Raw genomic sequence first — 21172 nt, 5'->3', positions numbered from 1 at the left:
TGCGCGTCGAAGCGTGGCGCGGCGCGCGCCAGCGCGCCGCCTTGATCCTGTAGGGCGAAATTCGGCAGTGGTCTCGACGGTAGTCCTGGGTAGGTTTTGTGCCCGGTGACCAGCACTACACGTCTAGGTGATCGAGCCGCTAGAGGGTTGTTCGTTCGTGATCCAGCGTGCCAATTGAGCACCGTCTGGATCGAAAATGATGTGCTTACAACGCATTTTGAGGTTTGCGTGGCGATCTAGGTGGGTGATCCGCTGTGCGTTTCCACAGATCATGGTCGGTGCCGTCGTGACACACATTTCATTGAGTAGGTGATCCGCTACTAGTTGTCCAGTGAGGTTTGGACCGCCTTCGCACAGGATCTTTGTCATGCCCAGCGACGACAGGGTGTCGATGATTGCAGTTGTTTCGATTGGCCCCGGCCCAAGTTCAATTACCTGGGCTCCTGCCGTAGTCAGATTCCGCTTCGCCACCGTTGGGGCCGTTGACGTGGTGAGAATGATTGGCGGAACGGTTGTGTTAGTGAGGAGCCGTGATTGGGGGTCGATGTCGGCTCGTCCGCTTACAACTGCAAGAGGTGGCACCGGGGACAGTCCACGATTCGTTCGTCGGCGGCTGCCTGCCTCGGACACCTTGATTCCTATGTAGTCCTCTACGCGGATTGTGTTTGCTCCCACAAGCACAACGTCGGAGAGGTCGCGTAAGAGCTTTAGCACCTTCTGATCGAGAGGTGTCGTCAAACCGACAGACGAACCGTTCGTTGAGATCGCGCCATCGATGCTGACAACGAAGTTGGCACGTACCCACGGTTCGCTGTTCGCTGGGTACTCGTATAGCGCTGCGAGTTCGTCATCGGTGAGATTGACCGAGTTGACGACGTGAGGGACGGTTGTCATCGGCGTTCTGCTCGCACTTCGGCGGCGCGACCCAAATGTGTTATGGCGTAACGGTTTTGGCCCACCTCGATGATTGCAACGTCTTGGTTGGAGTCTTCGCAGAGGTAAAGCACGGTTGCATCAAGATTGCGCTGTTGGGCGGCTTGGAGCCAGGCGTCAAGTGCGACTTGCTGCCAGTTCTCGCGATGGCTATTCCAGTTGCCGCCTATGTCGAGGTGGTAATGGGCGACAAAATCAGTTACAGGATCAGTTTCTGTGATTGCCTTTTCGCCACCCGATGTCGAATATCGTTGATGTTGGGAAGTGCCATCCAACAGTGCAAGAAACAGGCGGGTTGCAACAGCTTCATACGGCTCAGTCATCGGATCGGAATATGTCTGGGCACCAGGAAGTGACGCGGCGAAAGTGCGAGACGCAGTCGCTAGCGTGCCCATGATCCCGGCTGATCGTTGGATCGCTGACTTTTTCGCCCATGCAAGGTTTTTCGACGTTTCGGGTAGCAGCATCTCGCAGGCGATTCGAACCGCGAACTTATCAACCGGATTGCCATCACGATTACCGAAAAGCGCAGGGGGCGCGAATGTTTCGGCGACTTCCCAAAACCGGAGGGTCTGGAAAACGTGGACAAATTGGTCCGCGTATTTGCCCATCACACGTGGATAGAAATCTGGCACAAGACGGTCATGGACGAAGTTGTTAGCTGACTCCTTCCGGATGATTAGGTCAAGTTCTTCGATCGCCTGTGGAGAATCGATTGGATGTCCCAGGACCTTTCCGCCGCCTACGATGGCGTCGGCACCGCTGCCGGTCAGGATGGGGCCGGTTGTACCGATGCGATCCAAGACGGGCAGCGTTGCAAGCAACGGAATCGCGTAGGAGACTTCCCAAAGCTCCGGCAGGCCCAATCGATTCACCGCTTCGCGGGCCAAATCAACGACCGTGTCTTCGCTGAGGTCGATGATCTCGTGGGTCAGGCCAAGAGCGTCTGCTGCGGCAACCGCGTTCTCTCGGTCGGTACCGCCGTTCGCGATAACCGTGATCGCGTGGGGTCGCACGCCAAGTTTCACGGCTGCCGCCGCTACCAAAATCGAATCGACGCCTCCGGACAGCAAGATCACGGGAGTGCCTGACTGGGCGTTCAAGATGGATTCGATCCGAGAGACGGTCTCGTCTTTGAAGAGGGTTGCGGCCGCAACAGGATCGGCTAGTTGGCGGCGTTGGGGATTGGGTGTGTCAATGTTGCGTACATCGGCCACGAACTGCATGGCGTCGCCGGTCTGTTCGGCCAGACTCGGGCTAGGCTGCTCGGTCATTCTGAGGCTCCTTCGCTGAGCGGCACTTCATGCGTTGTGACGATAACCATCCGATCACTGCGGATTGCGATATCGGCCGTCTCTACGGCGATGTCACCTGCCCAGTGTGTACGGGTGATGTGGAGGATTGGAACCTTTGACCCCATCTGAAGGATGCGGGCCTCCTTGGCACTCGGCACCTTTGCCCGTACCAATTCCTCGACTCGGTCAACATGGAGACCGATCGAATCGAAACGTGCGATGACGCCAGGGTTTCCACGGGTGCCATCCACAGGTTCTTCGATCGGCGTTCCCTGAGTGATAGCTAGCGGCTCGTATTGTGTGCCCACCTGGTAGGGCTGCCCGTCTTCGGTCAACCAAACGTATTGGCCCACCGTGACCGGTTGACCAGGCTGGATGTTCAAACGGGCGGCAATGTCCTCGGAGGCTGGTTCACGCCAGCGCTCAGCCTCGACTTTGTCTTGCCATCCACCAGCTGCGGCCTCGTCCATGTTGGGGGCTAAGCCTTCAGGGTTGCGTTGGTACCGACGCGCACCACGGCGGATCAGCTGGGTTCGCTCGGCGACTCGGACACCTCGACGTGGCGCGTTCGGGTCGGACCACAAGAGCCCTTCGCTCGTGAGGGTCGAGATGGCGCGAACCACTGCGTTCTGAGACGGCGTCTCGTAGTGCGCCATCAACTCACGGACTGCGGGAATCCTCTGGCCAGGCTCCCACTCTCCGTCCTCGACTCGTTTTCGCAGGTCATCGGCTATTTCTCGCCAGATTGTCGGTGGCGGCACGTCACCTCCCAGTTTTGTTGATGAACAATCCTTGACACCCATCGTTTGTTGCTCAACAATGATGTCACCGGATTTTGTTGATTAACAAACCGGGGTCTGGTTCTCACACATAGGAGGCGTTCGAGATGGCTTTGAAGGATGCGTGGCTGGTTCCGGTCGAGGGCGAGTTCGGTACGGGCTTGTTCTTGGTGGGGGAGATCGAGCCGATGACGGAGTTCAGCTCCGATCGGAATGCGCCGAAGCGGCAGCAGGTGGACTACGACCGGGAGGGCAACGGCACGGGGAAGCTGTTGTGGAAGGGCAAGATCATGGACCCGTCGGGCATGGGCGCCAAGAACGCCATGTTCGATGTGACGTTCGTGTCGGACGTGCGGCCGGTGCCCTCGACGCAGCCCATCTCGGATGGCGTGTACCCGGTGGTCCTGGAGGGCTTGCGGGTCAAGCCGAAGGTGATCGGTAACGGCGAGTTCAAGTCGATCGGCTGGAACATCCGGGCGACCGGCATCAAGGGCGATACCTCGGGGGCGAAGCAGCCTCCGGCCGATGTTCCGGCGTCGCGTCCGACCCGCGGTGAGAAGGCGGTGGCGTGATGTCGCGATTCACCGTATCGGCGGAGGCGAAGGGTCTCAGCAAGGTCGAATACCACCCGTCCTACATCTGGGAATCCACCAGCGGGTGCCAGTACCAGATTCCCGCATCGGTGTGGGTCGTGTTCGACGGCAGCGATGTTCGTATGTCGCTGGATATCGCCGACGCCGATGCGTTGATGTCGGCGCTCGCGGTGGCCCTCGTGGAACACGCGGTGGCGCAGCGGGGTTCGAGCTCGGGTCCGAAGGCGGTGGCGTGATGGCCACCATGGAGCAGCGTGCGCGGGCACGTAAGACCCGCAAGACCGGTGACGCGGCGGTCGATCAGGGCGTGAAGCCCTCGCGTCGCCAGATCTCCGGGAAGGGCCGCAAATCCGTCCTCCGGGACATTCCCTCGATGTGGCGGTGTGAGGGACAGCTGTCGATGTTCGATGACGAGCAGGGTGAGCACGATGCGTAAGTTCGTGGCCCGCAAGGGTTCTGACCCGCATTTCGTTGCCGAACGTTCGTGCGCGGGAATGGATACCGAACTGTTCTTTCCGCTCACTCACAGTGACGCCGCGCAAGCCCGGCAGACCTGCGGGGACTGCCCGGTGCTGGCCAAGTGCGCTGGCTGGGCGTTTCGGGCGGGTGTCACCGATGGGGTGTTCGCCTCGGTGTGGCTGCCCGGGGACGGGCATTCGGAGTTCCGCCGCGCGCGCTATGCCCTGTCGCGGGTGGCCGCGACCGGTCGCCCCTACGACGGCGGTCTCGATGACGGATTGGTGGCGGCGTGATGGACACCAAACCCGTGAACGGGTGGCTCGTGATGGCTGCGGTCGTGTCGCCGGTGCTGATGGCCCCGGTCATGTTGCTGGCGTTGGCGTTCGGCGACCGCCCCGACACCGTCGAGGTGGCCCCGGCCGCCCCGGTGGCAACCTTGGTAGCCGCCGAACCGACGACGTCCGGCTGCGTGATGTTCTGCGAGACACCGACTTCCACGGCAACGGACCCGCCTCAACCCGCGCTGGATGCCGACGCTCTGTGCCCGCCGTTCTGCGCCTTCGAGGAGTGGTAGCGATGACTTCGATCAACGCACGCCCGCGTCACAACCGGATCGGCTATGGCGCGATGTCGGAACAGCCTGCGGACGAGTCGGTGATGCGGCAGGCCGAGAACTACTGGGTGCCGCGCGATGACAACATGTACGCGCGGTACACGATCCCGGTCCTCGCGCCGCGCAACCCGGATGCCCGAGAGGTGTTGAACGCCTGGGGCGTCAAGGGGTGGGGAACGCCTGCGGTGCGGTATCGCCACGAGATCGACGGCGCCATGCGCCAGATCATGATGGTCTTCGGGGGCCTGCACTCCTCGGCCCCGGAGGTCCGGTCCCCGGTGGTGTGGATGGACCTCGACACCGCCGAGGAACTCGTGGAGATGCTCCAGGCCGCCATCATCGACGGCCGCCGCGCGAACGGCGCACCGGATGAGTCGATCCCGTTCCGCGACATCACCCTCGAGCCGTGCCGGTGCAACGTTTGCGGCGACTCGGCGCGGAGGTGATCGGCGATGACGCACAAGGCCACGGTCGTGCTCGCGGTGCGGGTGCTGGCCGTGGCCGCCATCGTCGGCGTCGCGGCGGCTGCGTTTCGGCTGTCGTTCGTGGCGCTGCGTGAGTTGGCGGTGGCGGCTCATATCCCTGCCGGGGATGCCTGGCTGTTCCCGGTGATCATCGACGTGTCCACCGCGACCGCGGCGGTGACGGCGCTCCTGGAGGCCGAGCCACGCGCACGTCGCTGGTTCTTCGGGGTGCTGGTGGTCGGCACCGTCGTGTCCATCACCGGGAACGCGGTGCACTCGTTGATGATCGGCCCCTCGGCGCTCGGCTGGGGTGCGGCCGTCGTGGCCTCGCTGCCGCCGGTGGCGCTGTTGGTCGAAACCCACGCTCTGCTGCTGTTGTTCCGCATCGGATCACGTCCCGCCGCTGCGACCGAACCCGTTGCCACTGAAGCCGTTTCGTCCGTCGTGGCCGATGAGGTGACCAAGGAAGCGGTACCGAAGCCCGTGCGGCGGCCCCCAGTGCCCGTCTCATCGGCTGTTGCCGCGACTCCGACTCCGCCGCCCCCTCCGGCCGCCCCTGTCCTCGTTCCCGCCCGTCGCGCTCCGCTGCGCGCTGTTCCGCCTGCGGTCTCGGTGCGCTGAATTCCATTACACCCCATTGCTTTTCGATCCGTAGGAGGTCGCTATGTCGTTGTCGTTCATCCTTCCTACCGTGGTGTCCACGGCGGCCGGTCTGGGCTTCCTGGCCTGGATCACGCCCGGGCCTTGGCATCGCGAAACTCTGTGTGCCACATCGCCCGAAGCGATTGCCGCCGACGCACCGATGGAGTTGCGGACCGCGGTGTTGATCGTGGCCAATCCGGCGCACACCGATCTGATGTTCGCCACGCTCAAGCTCGGCTCCTTCGATTCCGGGGTGCCAAGGGTGGAGGGCTGGGACTACGACTCGTTCGGCCTGCACATCGACGTGCTGATGCTGGGCGGGCAAAGCCTCGAGGATTGGAACAACGACACCACCCGGAGCAGGTTGGCCGCCTATCTGGGTGTCGAGCGGGTGACGGTCACCTCGCCCGCTCCGGCCTGGGTTCGTCTCCACGTGAGGGTCTATGACACCCTCGCCGCGTCGGTAACGATGCCGCGCGCGGTCCCCAATGATGTGGACCTGGAGGCGGTCCCGGTCGGCGTCCGCGAAGACGGGTGGCCGTGGCTGCTGCGCATCCTCTACGCGCACGTGCTGATCGCGGGCGCGACCGGTTCGGGCAAGGGCTCGGTGCTGTGGTCGATCCTGGCCGGGCTCGGCCCCGCCATCCAGTCCAAGCTCGTGGCCGTGTGGATGGCAGACCCCAAGGGCGGCGCGGAATTCGGGCGCGGAGCAGACAAGCTGTTCACCCGGTTCGCTGCTGACGCGGCCAACATCCTGGGGATGCTCACCGAGGCCGTGACCGAGTTGGACGAGCGTCTGGCCCGGATGCGCTCGGCCGGTATCCGCAAGCTCATCCCCAGCGTGGACGAGCCGCTGATCCTGCTCGTCATCGACGAGGCGGCGTCGCTGTCGTCGTACGCCAGCCGCGAAGAACGTGACGAGTTCCGTCGCCTGTCGGGCCTGCTGTTGTCCAAGGGCCGCGCGGCGGGCATCACCGTGGTCTCGGCGTTGCAAGACCCCTCGAAGGAGACCATGCCCAATCGGCAGCTGTTCCCGGTCCGGGTCGGGCTGCGCCTGGATGAGCCGACCCAGAACGCCATGGTCCACGGCCAAGGCGCGAAGGACCGCGGCGCGCGCTGCGACGAGATCTCCGAGACCACGCCCGGCGTCGCCTACGTCGGGGAGGACGGCACCACCGAATTCGTGCGGGTCCGCGCCTTCTACATCAGTGACGAGGACGCCGACGCCATCGTGGACACCTACTCCCCAGCACCCGAGATCACCGGTCCCACCGAGGACTACAGCGACTTCGATCCTGATGACCTTGGCGATGAGAACCCCGAGGACGACGGCCTGGCGGGAGTGGCGGCATGAAAACCGGATTCCACACCGAGACCTGGGTGGCCGCCTACTGCCACGGCTGCGGCGAACCATTCCCCAACGAAGAGTGCGGCCCGGAGCTGTTCCCCTCCATCGAGACGGCCGTCCGTGAATTGACCGCCTACGGTTGGCAGACCGACGGCGACCGCATCACCTGCGACGGCTGCCAACTCGCCGCCCACTGTGCTGCTCATGGCCACGAGTGGACCGAGTGGGAGACCTGGACCGCTCCGCCATCCACCCACACCCGCCGTGGTCGTCTGCGCCTATGCCGACAATGTGACGTTCTCGACGGGGAGCACCAGCGATGACCAACACTGTGCGGCTGCGCCTGTCCGGCAACCTCGCCGACATCACGCGCGTTCTCGCGGCCCTGATCGGCTCCCACACGTTCCGCGTCACCGTGGACGAACGCACCTACCTCAACCGTGATGGCGGCGTGCGCGTCTACGCCGAACTGTCCGAGCTCGATCAGGAGGTGACCCGATGATTACCCACAACCCTCCCCGGCTGTTGGATCTGTGCTGTTGCGCCGGTGGTGCCGGGACCGGGTACCGGCGAGCGGGTTTCGAGGTCGTGGGCGTCGATATCGTCGCTCAACCGCGATACCCGTTCACCTTCCATCGCGCCGACGCCATCGAGTTCCTGACCGCTCACGGGCACGAGTTCGACGCCGTGCACGCCTCCCCGCCGTGTCAGGAATACACCCCCTTGCACGCGCTGCATCCGGAGAAGACCTATCCCGATCTCGTCGCCGCGACCCGAGACGCCCTGGAGGCGCTCGGCAAGCCGTACGTCATCGAGAACGTCATGTCCGCCCCGCTGCGCAAGGACCGCTCGATCACCCTGTGCGGCGGCATGTTCGGGCTGCGCACCTACCGACATCGCCGATTCGAAAGCAACATCGGCCTCCGCGCCCCGTCCCATCCCGCGCACGTGGCCCGCACCGCGACGTCCCGACGTAGGGAGCGGTGGGCGCAGGGCTGGCATATCTCGGTCACCGGCGATGTGGGCCGCTATGTCGGACCCGAGGCGATGGGCATCGACTGGATGACCGGAGACGAGTTGTGCCAAGCGATCCCGCCCGCCTACACCCACCACATCGGCCGACAACTACTCACCGCGATCAACCGAGACGCCGTGGAGGTGGCGTGATGACCGACAACACCGAACCCACCCGGACCCCCGGGAAGCAGTCCGCGGCGACCCGTCGCGCGATGCCGGACCTGCACGATATCGCCCAGGCCGCGGCCGAGAAATACGACGTGTGTCGCCGCCCGGTCGCCATGCGGGTCTTCGATCCCGAGACCGGGACGGTCCGCTACGAGGGCGCACCGTGCAAGGCCACCATCGAATCGGTCTGCCCGGCGTGCGCGAAATCGGCTCGGGCCCTGCGGATTCAGCAGTGCCGCGAAGGCTGGCACCTCGACGCCGAACCGGTGGACCCGAACCCGGAACCCACTGCGGCACAGGTCGATATCCTCGCTTCCCGCGCGGAGATGGCCGATGCCTACCGCACCGCGAAGGAGACCGGTGACATCGAGGCGGCCGACGCTATCGCCGAAGTGGTCGCGGACCTGGATCGTGAGCTTCGTGAATCGGGAATGCGTGGACGGCTGCCCGCGCTGGACGCCACCGCGAAACCGCGCCGGACTCGTTCGACTCGACGCCGCCAGGACGCACCGAACCTGCCGCGCCGCAAGGTCACCAAACGCACCATCGGGCAAGTGTTCGCGGGCAAGTACGCCCCCGGCATGATGATCACCCTCACTCTGCCCTCCTACGGCGCGATCAACCGCGTGGGCGCGAAAGACGCTGAGGGCAAGGTGTGTTCGGACGGCTCCCCGCGTGACTGGCGCACCTACGACTACGCCCGCGCCGCCCGTGACACCATTCACTTCGCGGCGTTGTTCGATCGGTGGGTCAAGAACATGCGCCGCGTCATCGGCTACGACATGCAGTACTTCGCCGTGGTCGAACCACAGAAGCGTGGTGCCCCGCATCTGCACGTCCTGGTCCGTGGCGCGATCTCGCGCGAGTTGGTCAAGCTCGTCACCGAGGCCACCTATCACCAGGCGTGGATGCCGCACTTCGACCACGCGGTCTACACCGACGACAACATGCCGGTGTGGGACGGCGTGACGTTCGTGGACCCGCGCACCCGGCGACCGCTGCACTCCTTCGATGACGCACTCGACGTGATCGGCTCCGTGGACGACATCGAACCCGCCCACACGGTGCGGTTCGGCGCGCAGGTCGATCCGCGCCACATTCAGGGCATCGTGCCCGGCGACCAGGCGAACAAGGCGGTCCGCTACGTCACCAAGTACCTGACCAAGGCTGTGGGTGAGGTGCTGCGCTCCGATTCCGCCCGGGTGCTCGCGCATTACGACCGGCTGCATCAGGAACTGAAGATCACACCGTGTTCGCCGCGGTGCCCGGTGTGGCTGCGCTACGGCATCGTCCCGCGCGGTGCCGGGGAGAAAACCGTCCCCGGGCACTGCAAGGGCAAAGCACACCGCCGTGACACCCTCGGCCTGCCCGGTCGACGGGTCCTGGTCTCGCGTCGCTGGACCGGCAAGACCCTGCCCGACCACCGCGCCGACCGCGCAGAGTTTGTTCGGCAACTCCTGGCCAAGGTCGGCATCCTCAAACCCGACACCGGCCACCTGCGTATCCGCCCGGTGCAGCCCGGCGACGAGGACCGGCCGCTGCGTGAGCACCTGATCATGAGCGCCATCGCGAAACGCACCGCGTGGCGTGCCGAGTACCTACGAGCGCAATTGGCGGAATCTAGTGAGACACAACAGTATTCAGGTTCGGCAAAGGTAGCGTAGGGGGTGGATCGTGAGCACGTTCATGACAGTCCAGGAGGCGGCGGACGAGTTGAAGGTCAGTCGGTGGATGATCTATCAACTGATCTGGGCCAATGAGGTGCGGTCGGTCACCGTGGGACGGTGCCGTCGGATCGTGCGGAAGTCCTTCGAGGACTATGTGTCCGATCTCATCGAGGTGGCGTGATGGCTGCGCGGAAACCGCGGGGGAAGAATCCGAACGGCTCGGGCACCATCGGCGCGCGCAAGGACGGCCGCTACGAGCTCAAGTTGTTCGTGGACGCCCCGGACGGCCGCCGCAAGCGCATCAGCGTCTACGGTGCGACCTGGGAGGAGGCCGACGCCGAACGGACTCGGCTGAAAGAGTTGCAGCGCAAGGGAATACCGGTCGATGTCACCACCATGTCCGTTCGGCAATACCTCGAATACTGGTTGCGGGAGATCGTGCGACCGAGCGCGCGGCCCAAGACCTACGAGACCTACGAGCTGCTGGTGCGGCTGTACATGGTGCCGGGGCTTGGCAAGCGCAAGTTGCGGGGCCTGGAGGCGCGCCATGTCCGTGACTGGCTCAACACCGTGGCCGACCAGTGCCAGTGCTGCGCCCAGGGCAAGGACGCGCGTCGGGCCGCGAAGAATCCGGCCAAGGCCCGCTGCTGTGCCCGGAGTCCTCGGCGATGCTGCGAGCAATTCCCGGGCGTGGGCACTCGCAAGGCGTTGTTGCGGACACTGCGCGCCGCGTTGCAAGACGCCGTGGACGAAGAGGTGTTGTCGCGCAACGTCGCTCGCAACGTGAAGATGCCGACCGGACGCCAGCGCAAGGAGAAGCCGTGGACGGCCGCCGAAGCGGCGACTTTCCTGGAGGCGGCCCGCGATCACCGGTTGTACGCGCTGTGGTCGGTGGGGTTGGCGATCGGCCTGCGTCGCGGGGAGGCCCTCGGTCTGCGGTGGACCGATGTCGATCTCGTCGGCGGCACGGTGGACATCGCGACGGCGCTGTACCGGATCGGCGGCACGCTCGCCCTGCACGAGGTCAAGACCGAGCGCTCGGAATCCACGGTGCCGCTGCCCGAGGAGCTCGTCGTGATTCTTCGGCAACGTCGACGGGACCAGTTGCGGGACAAGGACATCATGCGCGCTAACACCCTCGGGCTGGTGTTCACCAGCCGCACCGGGACACCCTTGGAGCCGCGAAACGTGAACCGGGCCTTCGATGCTCTGGTGCGTCGCGCCGGTGTTCGGCCGATCCGGTTGCACGATCTGCGACACAGCTGCGCGACCTTGTTGTTCGCTCAGGGAGTGGAGGCGGCGACGGTGCAGCGGATCCTGCGGCACTCCTCGATCTCGGTCACCACGGGCATCTACATGCGGGTGATCGAACAGGTGCAGCGGGAGGCCGTTGCGGGCATGAATGGGTTGCTGCGTGGCCCCGGGTTGTCGTCAAACGATGTCGTCAACGAGTAAGCGGAAGGCCCTCTCGCACAGTGCGAAAGGGCCTTCTACCTGCTGCGCGCCCGGAGAGACTCGAACTCCCAACCTTCTGATCCGTAGTCAGATGCTCTATCCGTTGAGCTACGGGCGCAGGATTATTCATTTGTGGGCACCCGGCGAACCGGGCTTGGCGGAGGCGAGAGGATTTGAACCTCCGGTCCCCGTGAAGGGACAACTCATTAGCAGTGAGTCCCATTCGGCCGCTCTGGCACGCCTCCTGGATGCCCCTCTTTCGAGGGTGCCGGTCCTTTCGAACCGCCGGGGCAAAAGATTACACACCACGCGACCAGTAAGCAAAACGGCTGGTCAGCGGGGGTCAGCGGAGGTGGCTGTCGAACCAGTCGAAGATTCTGGTCTGCGCGTCGATGACCGAATCGTCGTCGAGGGCCGAGGGGTCGAAACCGGGTTGGTCGGGGCGGTGGTGCAAGCCCGGATAGGTGACGACGAGGGTGGCGGTGGCGGCGCGGGCGGCGGCGTCGCGCAGGCGCTCGATCTGTTCCACGGGAGTGTTCGGATCGTCGGCTCCGTAGAGGCCGAGCCAGGGGGCCTTGAGGTGTGGGGCGGCGCGGGTGAGGGCATCGGCCTGCGGGCTGATCGGATCGTCGATGCCGGGTGCGGCGATACTCACCGCCGCGCCGACGGGCCGGTTGGTCGCCACGAGCAGTGCGGCCGTGCCCGCGGAGTCGAAGCCCAGGACACCGATGCAGTCGCGGAACACCCCGCGCTGGGTGAGCCAGTCGAAGCAGGCGTCGAAATCGGCGAACAGGTCCGCGCCGAACACCTTGTCGGTCTGGGTGCCGTTGCAGCGGTGGAACAGGTCCGGGGCCAGCACCGTCCAGCCGTCGGCGGCCAGCGACCGCATCAACTCCAGCAATGGATCGGTGAATTCTCGTGATTCGTGCAGCACCACGATGCCGCCACGCGCATGACCATCCGGTTCGATCACGGTGAGCGGCACTCTGGTCGTGTCGTGTACAGGGGCCAGATCTCGGTAAACGCCCGACATAAAGCCAGAGTAGTGAAGCTAGGTAAAGTTCCGGATAAATCCTGCGGCGGACCGGGGCAATCCACAGAAATTTCGGCAACGGCCCGCACCCGGGCAAACCCGACGACACCAGCGGGCATACCGGATGGCCGTCCCACCTAAGGTGGAGGGCGTGAGCGCGCACATTCGTCCGGACCTCGACGCCATCCCGGCCTATATCGCCGGGCGCAGCCTGCCCGGGGTGGTGAAACTGGCCAGCAACGAGACCACCTTCCCGCCGCTGCCGTCGGTCGCCAAGGCCATTGCCGAGGCCGCCGAACAGGCCAACCGGTACCCGGACATCCATGTGAGCGAATTGCGTGCCGCCATCGCCGAATTCCACGATGTGGCGATCGAGCAGGTGGCGGTCGGCTGCGGCAGTGTGGCGCTGTGCCAGGAGATCGTGCAGATCACCTGCGGCCAGCCCACCGACGAGGTGCTGTTCGCGTGGCGGTCCTTCGAGGCGTATCCGATCGTCACGCAGGTCGCCGGGGCGCGCGCGGTACAGGTGCCGCTGAACAGCGAATACGCCCACGATCTCGACGCGCTCGCCGCGGCCGTCACGCCGAACACCCGGGTCGTGTTCGTCTGCAACCCGAACAACCCCACCGGCACCGCGCACCGCCGCGCCGATATCGAGCGCTTCCTCGACGTCGTCCCCGACACCGTGCTGGTCGTCCTCGACGAGGCGTACTACGAATACCTGCGCTTCCCCGCCGACGAGCACCCGAACGGCGTCGAGCTGGGCCGTGGGCGGCCGAATGTGCTTGTGCTGCGCACCTTCTCGAAGGCGTACGGGCTCGCGGGCCTGCGCGTCGGCTACGGCATCGGCGATCCGGCGGTGATCACCGCGCTCATGAAGGTGCGCGTCCCGTTCAGCGTCAACCGCATCGCCCAGGCCGCCGCCATCGCCTCCCTGGAGGCCCGGCACGAACTGCTCGAGCGCACCGATGCCGTTGTGGCCGAACGCGATCGCATGCGCGATGCCCTGGTGGCGGCGGGCTACCGGGTCGCCGCGAGCCAGGCCAACTTCCTGTGGCTGCCGCTGGGCGAGCGCAGCGCGGAGTACGGCGCGGCCAGCGCCGAGGCCGGAGTCCTGGTGCGCCCCTACGGAACCGACGGCGTGCGCGTCACCGCGGGTGACTCGCACGAGAACGACCTCTACCTGCGATTCGCCACCGATCCGGCGACCGTGGAGCGCTTCCTGAACTGATCCGGCCCGAGCGGTCGCGGTCGCGATCGTGATGCCCCCGAGTCGGCTCGGGAATTGAATCGTGTCCGCTTCCCTCGGCGATCGTGCTGTCCGCCCGGTGATAATCGAGCTGCTTCCTGCTTCGGGACATGGGGGGGCCTCAATGGCGGACAGCGGAATGGCAAGGTCGGTAGGCGATTTCGTTCGTCGCCTCGGTATCGGCCTCGCGGGGGTGGTTCTCCTGGGTGTATTCCTGCCGGGGTGTGTGCGGGAAACCATCACCCCGCGGGATTTCTACCCGGCCGCATTGGCGCGGTTCTATACCCAAGTGCCGCGCTGGGGTTCGTGTCTGAGCATGAGCGAGCGCGAGGACCGGCTCAGCTCCGCGGCGCAGTGCGCGAGGATCAGCGTGCCGTTGGATTACGACCAACCCGACGGCCGCACCATCCTGTTGGCGGTCGCGCGCAAACCCGCCACCGGACCCGACCGGATCGGATCGCTGCTGATGAACCCCGGCGGCCCGGGCGTGCGCGGCATTCCGCTGGTGGGCACCGCCGACGGCACCGATCTGGCCCGACAGTTCGACCAGGTGGGCTGGGATCCGCGCGGGGTCGGCGCGTCGGAACCGCGCATCGACTGCGGTGCGGACGACGAGGCGGGCGGCGACTCCCTCACCGTGGCGGAATGGCGGCCCCACCACGAACAGCAGTGGCGCGACTACGCGGCCGAATGCGTGCGCGGCAGCGGCGCGGACCTGCTCGCCCACATCGGCACCCGGGAAACGGTGCGGGACATGGACGTCCTGCGCGCCGTGCTCGGCGACAAGCGGCTCACCTACCTCGGCTACTCCTACGGCACCCGGTACGGCTACGCCTACGCCGAACGGTATCCGCACCGCGTGCGCGCCATGGTGCTCGACGGCGCCATGGACCCCGATGCCGACCGCTACACCGAGTCGCTGGAGGAGGCGCAGGCGTCGCAACGGACCTTCGACGCGTTCATCGGCTGGTGTGTGCGGCAACAGAACTGCGCACTCGGCGGCGATCCTGCGCAGGCGCTGGCCAGATTCCACGTATTGGCGCAGCCGCTGGTCTTCGAACCGCTGCCCTCCCGCGCGGACCCCGATCGCGCCCTGTACTACGACGATGTGCTGGACGCGGTCGAGAACGCGCTGTACCACTGGCGGAACTGGACCGACCTCAACCTCGCGCTGAGCGCGCTGCGCGACGGCGATCCCGATCCGATTCTGCGGCAGTCGGAATCGGATTCGGGTCGCCAAAACGACAGCGACAACAGCGAAGCCGCGAAAACGGCCGTGCTGTGCGCGGATATGCCCGCGATCACCGACTACGCGGTCCTCGACCGGCTCTCCGCCGAAATCCGCAGGGTCGCACCTCTTTACGACGACGGAGCCCCGGAATTCCCGGCCCCGATGGGGGAGTGCGCGTTCTGGCCGGTGCCGCCGACGAGTCAGCCGCACGAGCTGGCCATCGCGAACCTGCCGACGGTCCTGGTGGTGTCGACCACCAACGATCCGGTCACGCCGCACGGCGCGGGCATCGACCTGGCGCGCCAACTGCGGGCGGTGCTGTTGACCTTCGAAGGCAATCAGCACGCGGTCGCTCTCAGCGGTGAATCACCCTGCGTCGACACCAAGGTCGTGGCGTATCTCGCCACGCTGGCCCTGCCGCCCGCGGAAACCCGCTGCGTGTGAAGTTCACTTCCAGGCGGACAGTTCCGGGATGTCCCCGGTGAGGTCGGAGCCGTCGGAGCGGCCGATGAGCCAGCTGGCCAGCGCGGCGGCGGTGCCGGAGATCGTGGTGACCGGGGCGGAGCCGACCGTCGCCGTGTATCCGGTGTCGGTGGCCGACACGGTGAATCCGGGCCCGTTGGGGTCGATCTTGCGGGCTTGATCGGCCACGGACTCCGTCAGCAGGCGATCGGTGAACGCGCTCGGCCAGTCGGTCGGGGAGTAGCCCCGGGCCAGGTCGACGTGGTGGATCTCGACCTCCAGCAGGCGCATCCACGGCACGCGGGTGGCCGGGATCTCGCCGCCCTGGCGGTTGCGGACCAGTGTGGTCCAGCGGTCCTCGGGCATGACCCGGGCCAGGGCCAGCCAGCGGTCGGCGGAGGCGCGCAGATCCTCGAGCTGTTCGCGCAGGGGGCGCGGGGCTCCGGCCTCGATATCGGCGTCGCGCAGGTAAGCGCTCGCGTACTGCGGGGTTTCGATGCCGGTGCGGGCCCACAGCAGCAGATTCACCAGGCTGTCGGCATTGCGGGACACATGGGCCAGAACGTGGCCGCGGGTCCAGCCGGGCAGCAGCGACGGCTCCACGAGGTCGGCGTCGGTCAGGGCGGCGGCGGTGTCGAGTAGGCGATCGGTCGCCGCGGCGACGTGGTCGAGCTGGGTGGGGATCTCGGTGTAAGCCGGTGCGTCGCTGGTCACATCACCCGACACTACCGAGGGTGGCGGCCGCTCGCCCGCTCTGCGACAGCGATCTGCGCACCCAGCGTCACCAGCCACAGCGACATCGCGCCCACCTGGATGCGCTGTGCGATGCCGAGGCCGTAGTCGCCGGAGAGATTGTCGGCGATGAGCATCCAGGCGGTGACGGCCGAGCCGATGACGAGAATCCACAGGCCGGTGTGCCGCAGGATCGGCCAGCGGCGGTACCGGAAGGCCGCGACGGTGAACGCCACCATGGCGATGAAGATCGAGAACACCGCCAACGAGCTTGTCAGCGCGTGCAATTGGTGCAGTTGGGGGACCAGGCCCTTGTCCGAGAGGCTGGTCGGGTCCTCCGGCTTCAGCGGGGCCTGCGCGTCGGCGATGGTCGCGGCTCCGAAGCAGCCCAGTGCGATCCATCCGATGGTCGAGTACCTACGCCGGGCGAATACCGTCAACCCGCCGACGGCCGCGATCACCAGCAACGCGCCCGATACGGTGTCGCCCGTGGTGAAGACCCAGCGGAACGGCGCGCCGTGTTCGGCCAGTTGGCTCAGGAACGAGGTCGTCGGGTCGATATCGATCGGTAGGACGAACTCGAGCACCCACGACGAATAGCCGATTCCGGCCAGCACGATGAGCACTGCGACGGCCCACCGAAGAATGCGGCGATAGCGCGGCGGGTCCGACTGGTCCGCACCCGTCACCCGCTCGTTCTCGGCTGGCGTCATTGCCATGCTCACTTTCGCCGCTGACTCGCCCGCTCTCCTGGTCACCTAGTGGTCACTAGCGCACCACGCGCCCGCCCTTGTGGCCGGATCGAACTGGTCGGATGGTCCGCCACCGCTCCATTGTGCCCGTGTAGCGCTACCCGGCACCTCCGAAACGCTGGCACCGCATGGCATACCTGGCGGGGTCGCTGCCTCACTGGATCCGCCCCAGCGCTCCCATCACCAGATCGGCTGCCGCATCGGCACTGTCGTGCTCCCACACGCGCACCACAGTCCACCCCGCCGCCGCCAACCGGGCATCGGTATCCCGATCCCGGACGACATTCGCGGCGAGCTTCTCCGCCCACCACCGGGCATTGTTCTTGGGCGACGTGGCGTGCTCCGGGCAGCTGTGCCAGAAGCATCCATCCACGTAGACCGCGACCTTGCGGCGCGGGAACACGATGTCGGCCCGGCGGCGCAGCCCCGCCAGCGGTGCCCGGTCCACGAAAAAGCGCGCCCCCCGCCGATGCAGTTCCCGCCGCAGCGCCACCTCGGGTTTGGTCCCCACGCGACGCTGCCGCGCCATCCGCGCCCTAGTCGCCGCGTCCGTGACCAGCCGCCCACCCCTCACCCCACGGTCTCCATCCATAGCGCCCCCCATTCTGCCCGCGCCACACGAGGGGGAACTGGTGGCGGCATCGTGCGAGAGATGTCCGCCACCAGTTCCCCCCTCGTAGGCGGGTTGGGGTTCAGGCGGCTTCGCTGGGGCGGCCGCCCATGCGGTCGAGGTGGTTTTCGACGTCGTCGATGAAGCCCGGGGGGAAGCGGAGGGAGCCCATGCGGGTGCGGCGGAGGAAACCGGCGGTGGCGCGGGCGGAGAGGAGGCGGGAGTCGTCGAGGAACCAGCGCAGATCCTCGTAGGGGGCGTGGACGGGCCAGGTGGAGACCGGGACGCGGTGGACCACGCCCTGGTGGCCCCAGGCGGCGGTGGGCCAGCGGTGGCCGGGGTCGAGGGGGGTGCCGGGGATGGCTTCGGGGGAGGGGGAGGCGAGTTGGCCGCCCACCCAGGTGGCCATGCGCACGGCCACCGCATTGCCGACGAGCTTCCAGCGGTGGCCTTTTCGAATGCCGGGGACCGACAGGGACGGGGCGGTCCAGTCGCGGTCGAAACCCTGGAGGCGTTCGGCGTCGGTGATGCCGGGGGTGACGATCTCGCCGGAGGGCAGGCGGATGGCGGGCGGGCTCGCGATGCCCAGGGCCGAGCCGCCTTTCAGCGTGGGCACCGCGTTCACCGCCCAGCCGAGGCCGCGGGTGCCCTCGGTCCAGTAGAAGCCGCAGGGGTCGTGCGCCGGATCGCCGACCACGCGCTCACCGGCGTCGGTGCCGAACAGCACGGGCCGCGGGTCGTCGGTGCGCGAGGCCAGCATGAGCACCCGTTCGCGGCGCTGCGGCAGACCGAACGCCCGCGCGTCCACCACCCGGTACGCCCACAGGTAGCCGAGCTCCTCCAGCGCCGCGGTGATGTGCCGCATGGCCGCGCCGCCGCCCAACTGCAGCATGAACGGCACATTCTCGATCAACAGCCAGCGCGGCCCGCGCTTGCGCCGCACCAGCCGGAACACCTCGTCCACCAAACCTGAACGCGCCCCGGTGATTCCGGCGGTGCGCCCGGCCTGCGACAGGTCCTGGCAGGGGAAACCGGCCGCCACCAGTTCGGTTCCGGCGGGCAGCGCGCGCAGCTTCTTCACATCGGAATGCACTGGGACATCCGGGAAATGGGCCGACAGCACCGCCTGCGCGCCGGTATCGATCTCGCACAGCAGTTCACTGCGCCAACCGTGCGCGGCGAGCCCGAGTTCCAGTCCGCCGATACCGGCGAACAGGCCCACCATCCGCGCGCTCGCCACAGCTGTCCTTTCACCCGAGTCTCATGTGCCGGTCAGCACGTTACTCGAGTCGCGGCGAACCGACCGTGATCAACACCGCGACGGCGGACCCGCGGGGGTGCGTACACCCGAGAACACGCCGGGTGAACTTCACACGCGCTGCCGTGTGTTCGCCGGGGCGCCACACCGTGGACGTACGGTAGAGGCGTGACGACGGACAACGGCGGCGAGGATACGACAGCGACGGGCGCCCGGTGGCCCTCGGTCATCACCTGGCGCGCGCACAACGGCTCCCGGATGGAGTCGGTCCGGGTGGTGCTCAACGGCAACCGGATTCGCGCGGCGGGTCGGATCATCGCCGGGGCGAATGCGGAGCACGAGGCGTTCAGCGCCTCCTACGACCTGGTCACCGACGAGAACGGCGTCACCAAGCGGCTGTCGCTGCGCAGCACCATCGCCGCGGGTGAGCGGCACGCCTCCATCGCGCGTGACGAGGAGAACTACTGGCTCATCGACGCCGGGACCACGCATGTGCGCTCCACCTTCGGCGGGGCGCTCGATGTGGACATGGTGTTGAGCCCGTTCTTCAATACGCTGCCGATTCGCCGCTACGGTCTGGCGCACACCTCCGAGGACATTCAGGTGCCGGTGGTGTACGTGCGCCTGCCGGATCTGCTGGTGCAGGAAGCCAGCCTCACCTACAGCAGCGGACCGGACGGCATCCACGTGCTGTCGCCGGTGTCGAGTGCGACGGTGACGGTGGACGCCGACGGGTTCCTACTGGACTACCCGGGTCTGGCCGAGCGCATCTGAGACCGCGAAATCCGGGGCTCAGTCCAGGTTTTCGAGGACCCCGCCGCGCCGCCCGGCATCGGCCAGCTTCGCGAGCCAGTCGTGATCGCCCGGCGTGATGCCCGTGATCGCCCACCGCTGGAAGGTGTCGTAGTCGTTGCGCCCGTCGTGCCCGGCCGCGGCGAGTTGGGCGATGGAATCGGTGTCGCGCAGGCTGTCTCGGGCCGCGGTGAGGACGCGCAGGCTGTCGTCGAGCACCTCGAGCAGCGCCTCGGCATTGGGTTCGCAGATGGCGCGGACCAATTCGGGTGCGGTGGCGGCGACGCGGGTGCCGTCGCGGAAGGAGCCCGCCGCGAGTCCGAGCGCCAGTGGCCCGCCGCCCGCGCCCGCGATGGCGAGCGCCTCGGCCAGGATGTGCGGCAGATGCGAGATGCGCGCGACCGCCCGGTCGTGTTCGGCGGCGAGCACCGGGACCACCACCGCGCCGCAGTCCAGTGCCAGTCGCGCCACCTGCGTCCACGGTTCGGCGTGTACGCCCGGGTCCACGCTCACCGCCCAGGCCGCGCCCTTGAACAGGGTGGGAGTGGATGCGGCCCAACCGGATTCACTGGTGCCCGCCATCGGGTGCCCGCCCACGTACTTCGCGCCGAGGTCGTGCCGGTGCACCGTCTTGGCGACGGGGCCCTTCACGCTCACCACATCGGTCAGCGCGCAGTTCGGTGCGAAGGTGCGAATATCGGAGAGCACGGCATCGAGGGCGGGCATGGGCACGCCGATCACGATCAGCGCATCGCTGTCCGCGGCCCGGCCGAGCACGGCCTCGACATCGCTGCGCACATCGAAACCGTCGGAGCGCGCGGCCTTCGCACCCGCCTCCGATCGGTTGAAACCCCAGGTCTCGTAGCCCGCGTCGAAGGCGGCGCGCAAGACCGAACCGCCGATCAATCCCGTTCCGAGGACACACACAGCTGGTTTCCGATGGCCCGTCATCGCACCAGATTCGCATACGACTTCAACATTTCCCCCGAAGCGGACTACCGTTGCGCGCATGGCAGCACAACGCTCGAGCGCGAATAGGGCGGCGTCGGATGATTACGACGACGTGGAAGGGTTCGCAGTGGCGGTTGTCCGCGAAGAGGCCACCTGGAAGGTCACCCCGTTGACCCAGGCGGCCCTGTCCAGTCTGTCCGAAGCCGAACGCGAGTTGCGCGAGTTGCGAAGTTCCGGCGCGGTCTTCGGCCTGCTCGACGTCGACGACGAGTTCTTCATCGTCCTGCGTCCCGCGCCGACCGGCAGCCGCCTGCTGCTGTCGGACGCCACCGCCGCCATCGACTACGACATCGCGGCCGACGTCCTCGAGGCGATCAATGTCGACATCCCCGATATCGACCCCGACGAACTCGACGATATCGAGCCCTGGGAGGAAGGCGACCTCGCCGTCCTCGCCGACCTCGGCCTCCCCGAGCCGGTTCTCGCCGTCATCCTCGCCGAAACCGACCTCTACCCCGACGAGCAGCTCGGCATGATCGCCCAGCGCCTCGGCTTCGCCAACGAGCTCTCGGCGGTACTCGACAAACTCCCGCGCTGACAGTGCGCGGACACAGTTCGCTCCCGGCGGCCGTACTTCCCACGGCCGCCGTTTCGCGCGTTGTCCCCGAC

27 protein-coding genes and 2 tRNA genes are annotated in these 21172 nt (G+C 66.7%); 18 read left to right on the top strand and 11 right to left on the bottom strand.

The genetic code is table 11. The features are described 5' to 3' along the window. Positions 1-123 precede the first annotated feature (123 nt). From ACIBH2_RS28720 to ACIBH2_RS28710, 3 genes are read right to left on the bottom strand one after another with little or no spacing between them, the layout of a single operon-like run. Positions 124-894, bottom strand: coding sequence for a pyrimidine reductase family protein (locus tag ACIBH2_RS28720; protein WP_397122938.1), 771 nt, complete (start codon positions 892-894; stop codon positions 124-126). After that, positions 891-2207, bottom strand: coding sequence for an asparagine synthase C-terminal domain-containing protein (locus tag ACIBH2_RS28715; protein ID WP_397122936.1), 1317 nt, complete (start codon positions 2205-2207; stop codon positions 891-893). Before ACIBH2_RS28715 ends, ACIBH2_RS28720 begins: the two co-directional genes overlap by 4 nt. After that, positions 2204-3031 carry a GntR family transcriptional regulator gene (locus ACIBH2_RS28710; RefSeq protein WP_397122934.1) on the bottom strand — a complete coding sequence of 276 codons (828 nt, stop codon included), beginning with the start codon at positions 3029-3031 and terminating at the stop codon, positions 2204-2206. The genes ACIBH2_RS28715 and ACIBH2_RS28710 overlap by 4 nt, the downstream gene beginning before the upstream one ends. An 83-nt stretch (positions 3032-3114) precedes the next feature. On the opposite strand from ACIBH2_RS28710, the gene ACIBH2_RS28705 reads away from it, so the two are divergent. The 14 genes from ACIBH2_RS28705 to ACIBH2_RS28640 are packed head-to-tail and all read left to right on the top strand — an operon-like array spanning position 3115 to position 11433. After that, positions 3115-3579, top strand: coding sequence for a hypothetical protein (locus ACIBH2_RS28705; RefSeq protein ID WP_397122932.1), 465 nt, complete (start codon positions 3115-3117; stop codon positions 3577-3579). Continuing rightward, positions 3579-3836, top strand: a complete 258-nt coding sequence (locus tag ACIBH2_RS28700) for a hypothetical protein (protein ID WP_397122930.1) — start codon at positions 3579-3581, stop codon at positions 3834-3836. The genes ACIBH2_RS28705 and ACIBH2_RS28700 overlap by 1 nt, the downstream gene beginning before the upstream one ends. Next, positions 3836-4036 (top strand): hypothetical protein, encoded by a 201-nt coding sequence (locus tag ACIBH2_RS28695; protein WP_397122928.1) that lies wholly within the window; start codon positions 3836-3838, stop codon positions 4034-4036. Before ACIBH2_RS28700 ends, ACIBH2_RS28695 begins: the two co-directional genes overlap by 1 nt. Then, entirely contained in the window at positions 4029-4352 is a 324-nt protein-coding gene (locus ACIBH2_RS28690) for a WhiB family transcriptional regulator (RefSeq protein WP_397122926.1), read from the top strand. The genes ACIBH2_RS28695 and ACIBH2_RS28690 overlap by 8 nt, the downstream gene beginning before the upstream one ends. After that, positions 4349-4633, top strand: coding sequence for a hypothetical protein (locus tag ACIBH2_RS28685; RefSeq protein ID WP_397122924.1), 285 nt, complete (start codon positions 4349-4351; stop codon positions 4631-4633). Before ACIBH2_RS28690 ends, ACIBH2_RS28685 begins: the two co-directional genes overlap by 4 nt. Before the next feature lie 2 nt (positions 4634-4635). After that, positions 4636-5118 (top strand): hypothetical protein, encoded by a 483-nt coding sequence (locus tag ACIBH2_RS28680; RefSeq protein WP_397122922.1) that lies wholly within the window; start codon positions 4636-4638, stop codon positions 5116-5118. Positions 5119-5124: 6 nt separating this feature from the next. Then, positions 5125-5757, top strand: coding sequence for a DUF2637 domain-containing protein (locus ACIBH2_RS28675; RefSeq protein ID WP_397122920.1), 633 nt, complete (start codon positions 5125-5127; stop codon positions 5755-5757). Positions 5758-5800: 43 nt separating this feature from the next. Next, a complete protein-coding gene (locus ACIBH2_RS28670; protein WP_397122918.1) occupies positions 5801-7132 on the top strand; it encodes an FtsK/SpoIIIE domain-containing protein in 1332 nt (443 codons plus the stop codon). Continuing rightward, positions 7129-7449, top strand: a complete 321-nt coding sequence (locus ACIBH2_RS28665; protein WP_397122916.1) for a hypothetical protein — start codon at positions 7129-7131, stop codon at positions 7447-7449. Before ACIBH2_RS28670 ends, ACIBH2_RS28665 begins: the two co-directional genes overlap by 4 nt. Then, a complete protein-coding gene (locus ACIBH2_RS28660) occupies positions 7446-7628 on the top strand; it encodes a hypothetical protein (protein WP_397122914.1) in 183 nt (60 codons plus the stop codon). Before ACIBH2_RS28665 ends, ACIBH2_RS28660 begins: the two co-directional genes overlap by 4 nt. Continuing rightward, positions 7625-8293 (top strand): class I SAM-dependent methyltransferase, encoded by a 669-nt coding sequence (locus ACIBH2_RS28655; protein WP_397122912.1) that lies wholly within the window; start codon positions 7625-7627, stop codon positions 8291-8293. Before ACIBH2_RS28660 ends, ACIBH2_RS28655 begins: the two co-directional genes overlap by 4 nt. Next, positions 8293-9975 (top strand): replication initiator, encoded by a 1683-nt coding sequence (locus ACIBH2_RS28650; protein ID WP_397122910.1) that lies wholly within the window; start codon positions 8293-8295, stop codon positions 9973-9975. The genes ACIBH2_RS28655 and ACIBH2_RS28650 overlap by 1 nt, the downstream gene beginning before the upstream one ends. Positions 9976-9985: 10 nt before the next feature. After that, positions 9986-10159 (top strand): excisionase family DNA-binding protein, encoded by a 174-nt coding sequence (locus ACIBH2_RS28645; protein ID WP_397122908.1) that lies wholly within the window; start codon positions 9986-9988, stop codon positions 10157-10159. Next, positions 10159-11433 (top strand): tyrosine-type recombinase/integrase, encoded by a 1275-nt coding sequence (locus ACIBH2_RS28640; protein ID WP_397122906.1) that lies wholly within the window; start codon positions 10159-10161, stop codon positions 11431-11433. The genes ACIBH2_RS28645 and ACIBH2_RS28640 overlap by 1 nt, the downstream gene beginning before the upstream one ends. A gap of 45 nt (positions 11434-11478) precedes the next feature. Here the strand turns inward: ACIBH2_RS28640 and ACIBH2_RS28635 are convergent. From ACIBH2_RS28635 to ACIBH2_RS28625, 3 genes are all read right to left on the bottom strand, one after another. Then, a tRNA-Arg gene (locus ACIBH2_RS28635) sits at positions 11479-11551 on the bottom strand. A 37-nt stretch (positions 11552-11588) separates the two neighbouring features. Beyond that, a tRNA-Ser gene (locus ACIBH2_RS28630) sits at positions 11589-11678 on the bottom strand. 98 nt (positions 11679-11776) lie between these two features. Then, the gene (locus ACIBH2_RS28625; RefSeq protein WP_397122904.1) at positions 11777-12466 is read right to left on the bottom strand and encodes a dienelactone hydrolase family protein; all 690 of its coding nucleotides are present in this window, start codon (positions 12464-12466) and stop codon (positions 11777-11779) included. A gap of 151 nt (positions 12467-12617) precedes the next feature. On the opposite strand from ACIBH2_RS28625, the gene hisC reads away from it, so the two are divergent. Together hisC and ACIBH2_RS28615 are read left to right on the top strand one after the other, a co-directional pair. Beyond that, entirely contained in the window at positions 12618-13697 is a 1080-nt protein-coding gene (hisC, locus tag ACIBH2_RS28620) for a histidinol-phosphate transaminase (RefSeq protein ID WP_397122902.1), read from the top strand. Between the two features lie 157 nt (positions 13698-13854). Beyond that, on the top strand, positions 13855-15390 hold the full coding sequence (locus ACIBH2_RS28615; RefSeq protein WP_397122900.1) for an alpha/beta hydrolase: 1536 nt from the start codon (positions 13855-13857) through the stop codon (positions 15388-15390). Between the two features lie 3 nt (positions 15391-15393). Here the strand turns inward: ACIBH2_RS28615 and ACIBH2_RS28610 are convergent, their stop codons facing one another. The 4 genes from ACIBH2_RS28610 to ACIBH2_RS28595 form a co-directional block, all read right to left on the bottom strand. Then, positions 15394-16122 carry a maleylpyruvate isomerase family mycothiol-dependent enzyme gene (locus ACIBH2_RS28610; protein ID WP_397122898.1) on the bottom strand — a complete coding sequence of 243 codons (729 nt, stop codon included), beginning with the start codon at positions 16120-16122 and terminating at the stop codon, positions 15394-15396. 11 nt (positions 16123-16133) lie between these two features. Further along, positions 16134-16853, bottom strand: a complete 720-nt coding sequence (locus ACIBH2_RS28605) for a DUF998 domain-containing protein (protein WP_397123089.1) — start codon at positions 16851-16853, stop codon at positions 16134-16136. 193 nt (positions 16854-17046) lie between these two features. After that, positions 17047-17484, bottom strand: a complete 438-nt coding sequence (locus ACIBH2_RS28600; RefSeq protein ID WP_397122896.1) for a very short patch repair endonuclease — start codon at positions 17482-17484, stop codon at positions 17047-17049. 100 nt (positions 17485-17584) lie between these two features. Then, positions 17585-18727: a DNA cytosine methyltransferase gene (locus ACIBH2_RS28595; RefSeq protein WP_397123087.1), complete on the bottom strand. Its 1143-nt coding sequence runs from the start codon at positions 18725-18727 to the stop codon at positions 17585-17587. A 201-nt stretch (positions 18728-18928) separates the two neighbouring features. Between ACIBH2_RS28595 and ACIBH2_RS28590 the strand changes: the two genes are divergently transcribed. Next, positions 18929-19534: a putative glycolipid-binding domain-containing protein gene (locus ACIBH2_RS28590; protein WP_397122894.1), complete on the top strand. Its 606-nt coding sequence runs from the start codon at positions 18929-18931 to the stop codon at positions 19532-19534. An 18-nt stretch (positions 19535-19552) separates the two neighbouring features. Here the strand turns inward: ACIBH2_RS28590 and ACIBH2_RS28585 are convergent, their stop codons facing one another. After that, complete coding sequence (locus ACIBH2_RS28585; RefSeq protein WP_397122892.1) at positions 19553-20503, bottom strand: prephenate dehydrogenase; 951 nt, start codon at positions 20501-20503, stop codon at positions 19553-19555. Positions 20504-20561: 58 nt separating this feature from the next. Here ACIBH2_RS28585 and ACIBH2_RS28580 point away from each other — a divergent pair, with 58 nt between their 5' ends. Beyond that, positions 20562-21101, top strand: coding sequence for a tRNA adenosine deaminase-associated protein (locus tag ACIBH2_RS28580; RefSeq protein ID WP_397122890.1), 540 nt, complete (start codon positions 20562-20564; stop codon positions 21099-21101). The last annotated feature ends 71 nt before the right edge of the window (positions 21102-21172 follow it).

Source organism: Nocardia sp. NPDC050406 (assembly GCF_044459025.1).
GTDB lineage: Bacteria > Actinomycetota > Actinomycetes > Mycobacteriales > Mycobacteriaceae > Nocardia.
Note: the sequence above shows the minus strand (reverse complement) of the source record. Positions and strands in the feature narration are given on the sequence as shown.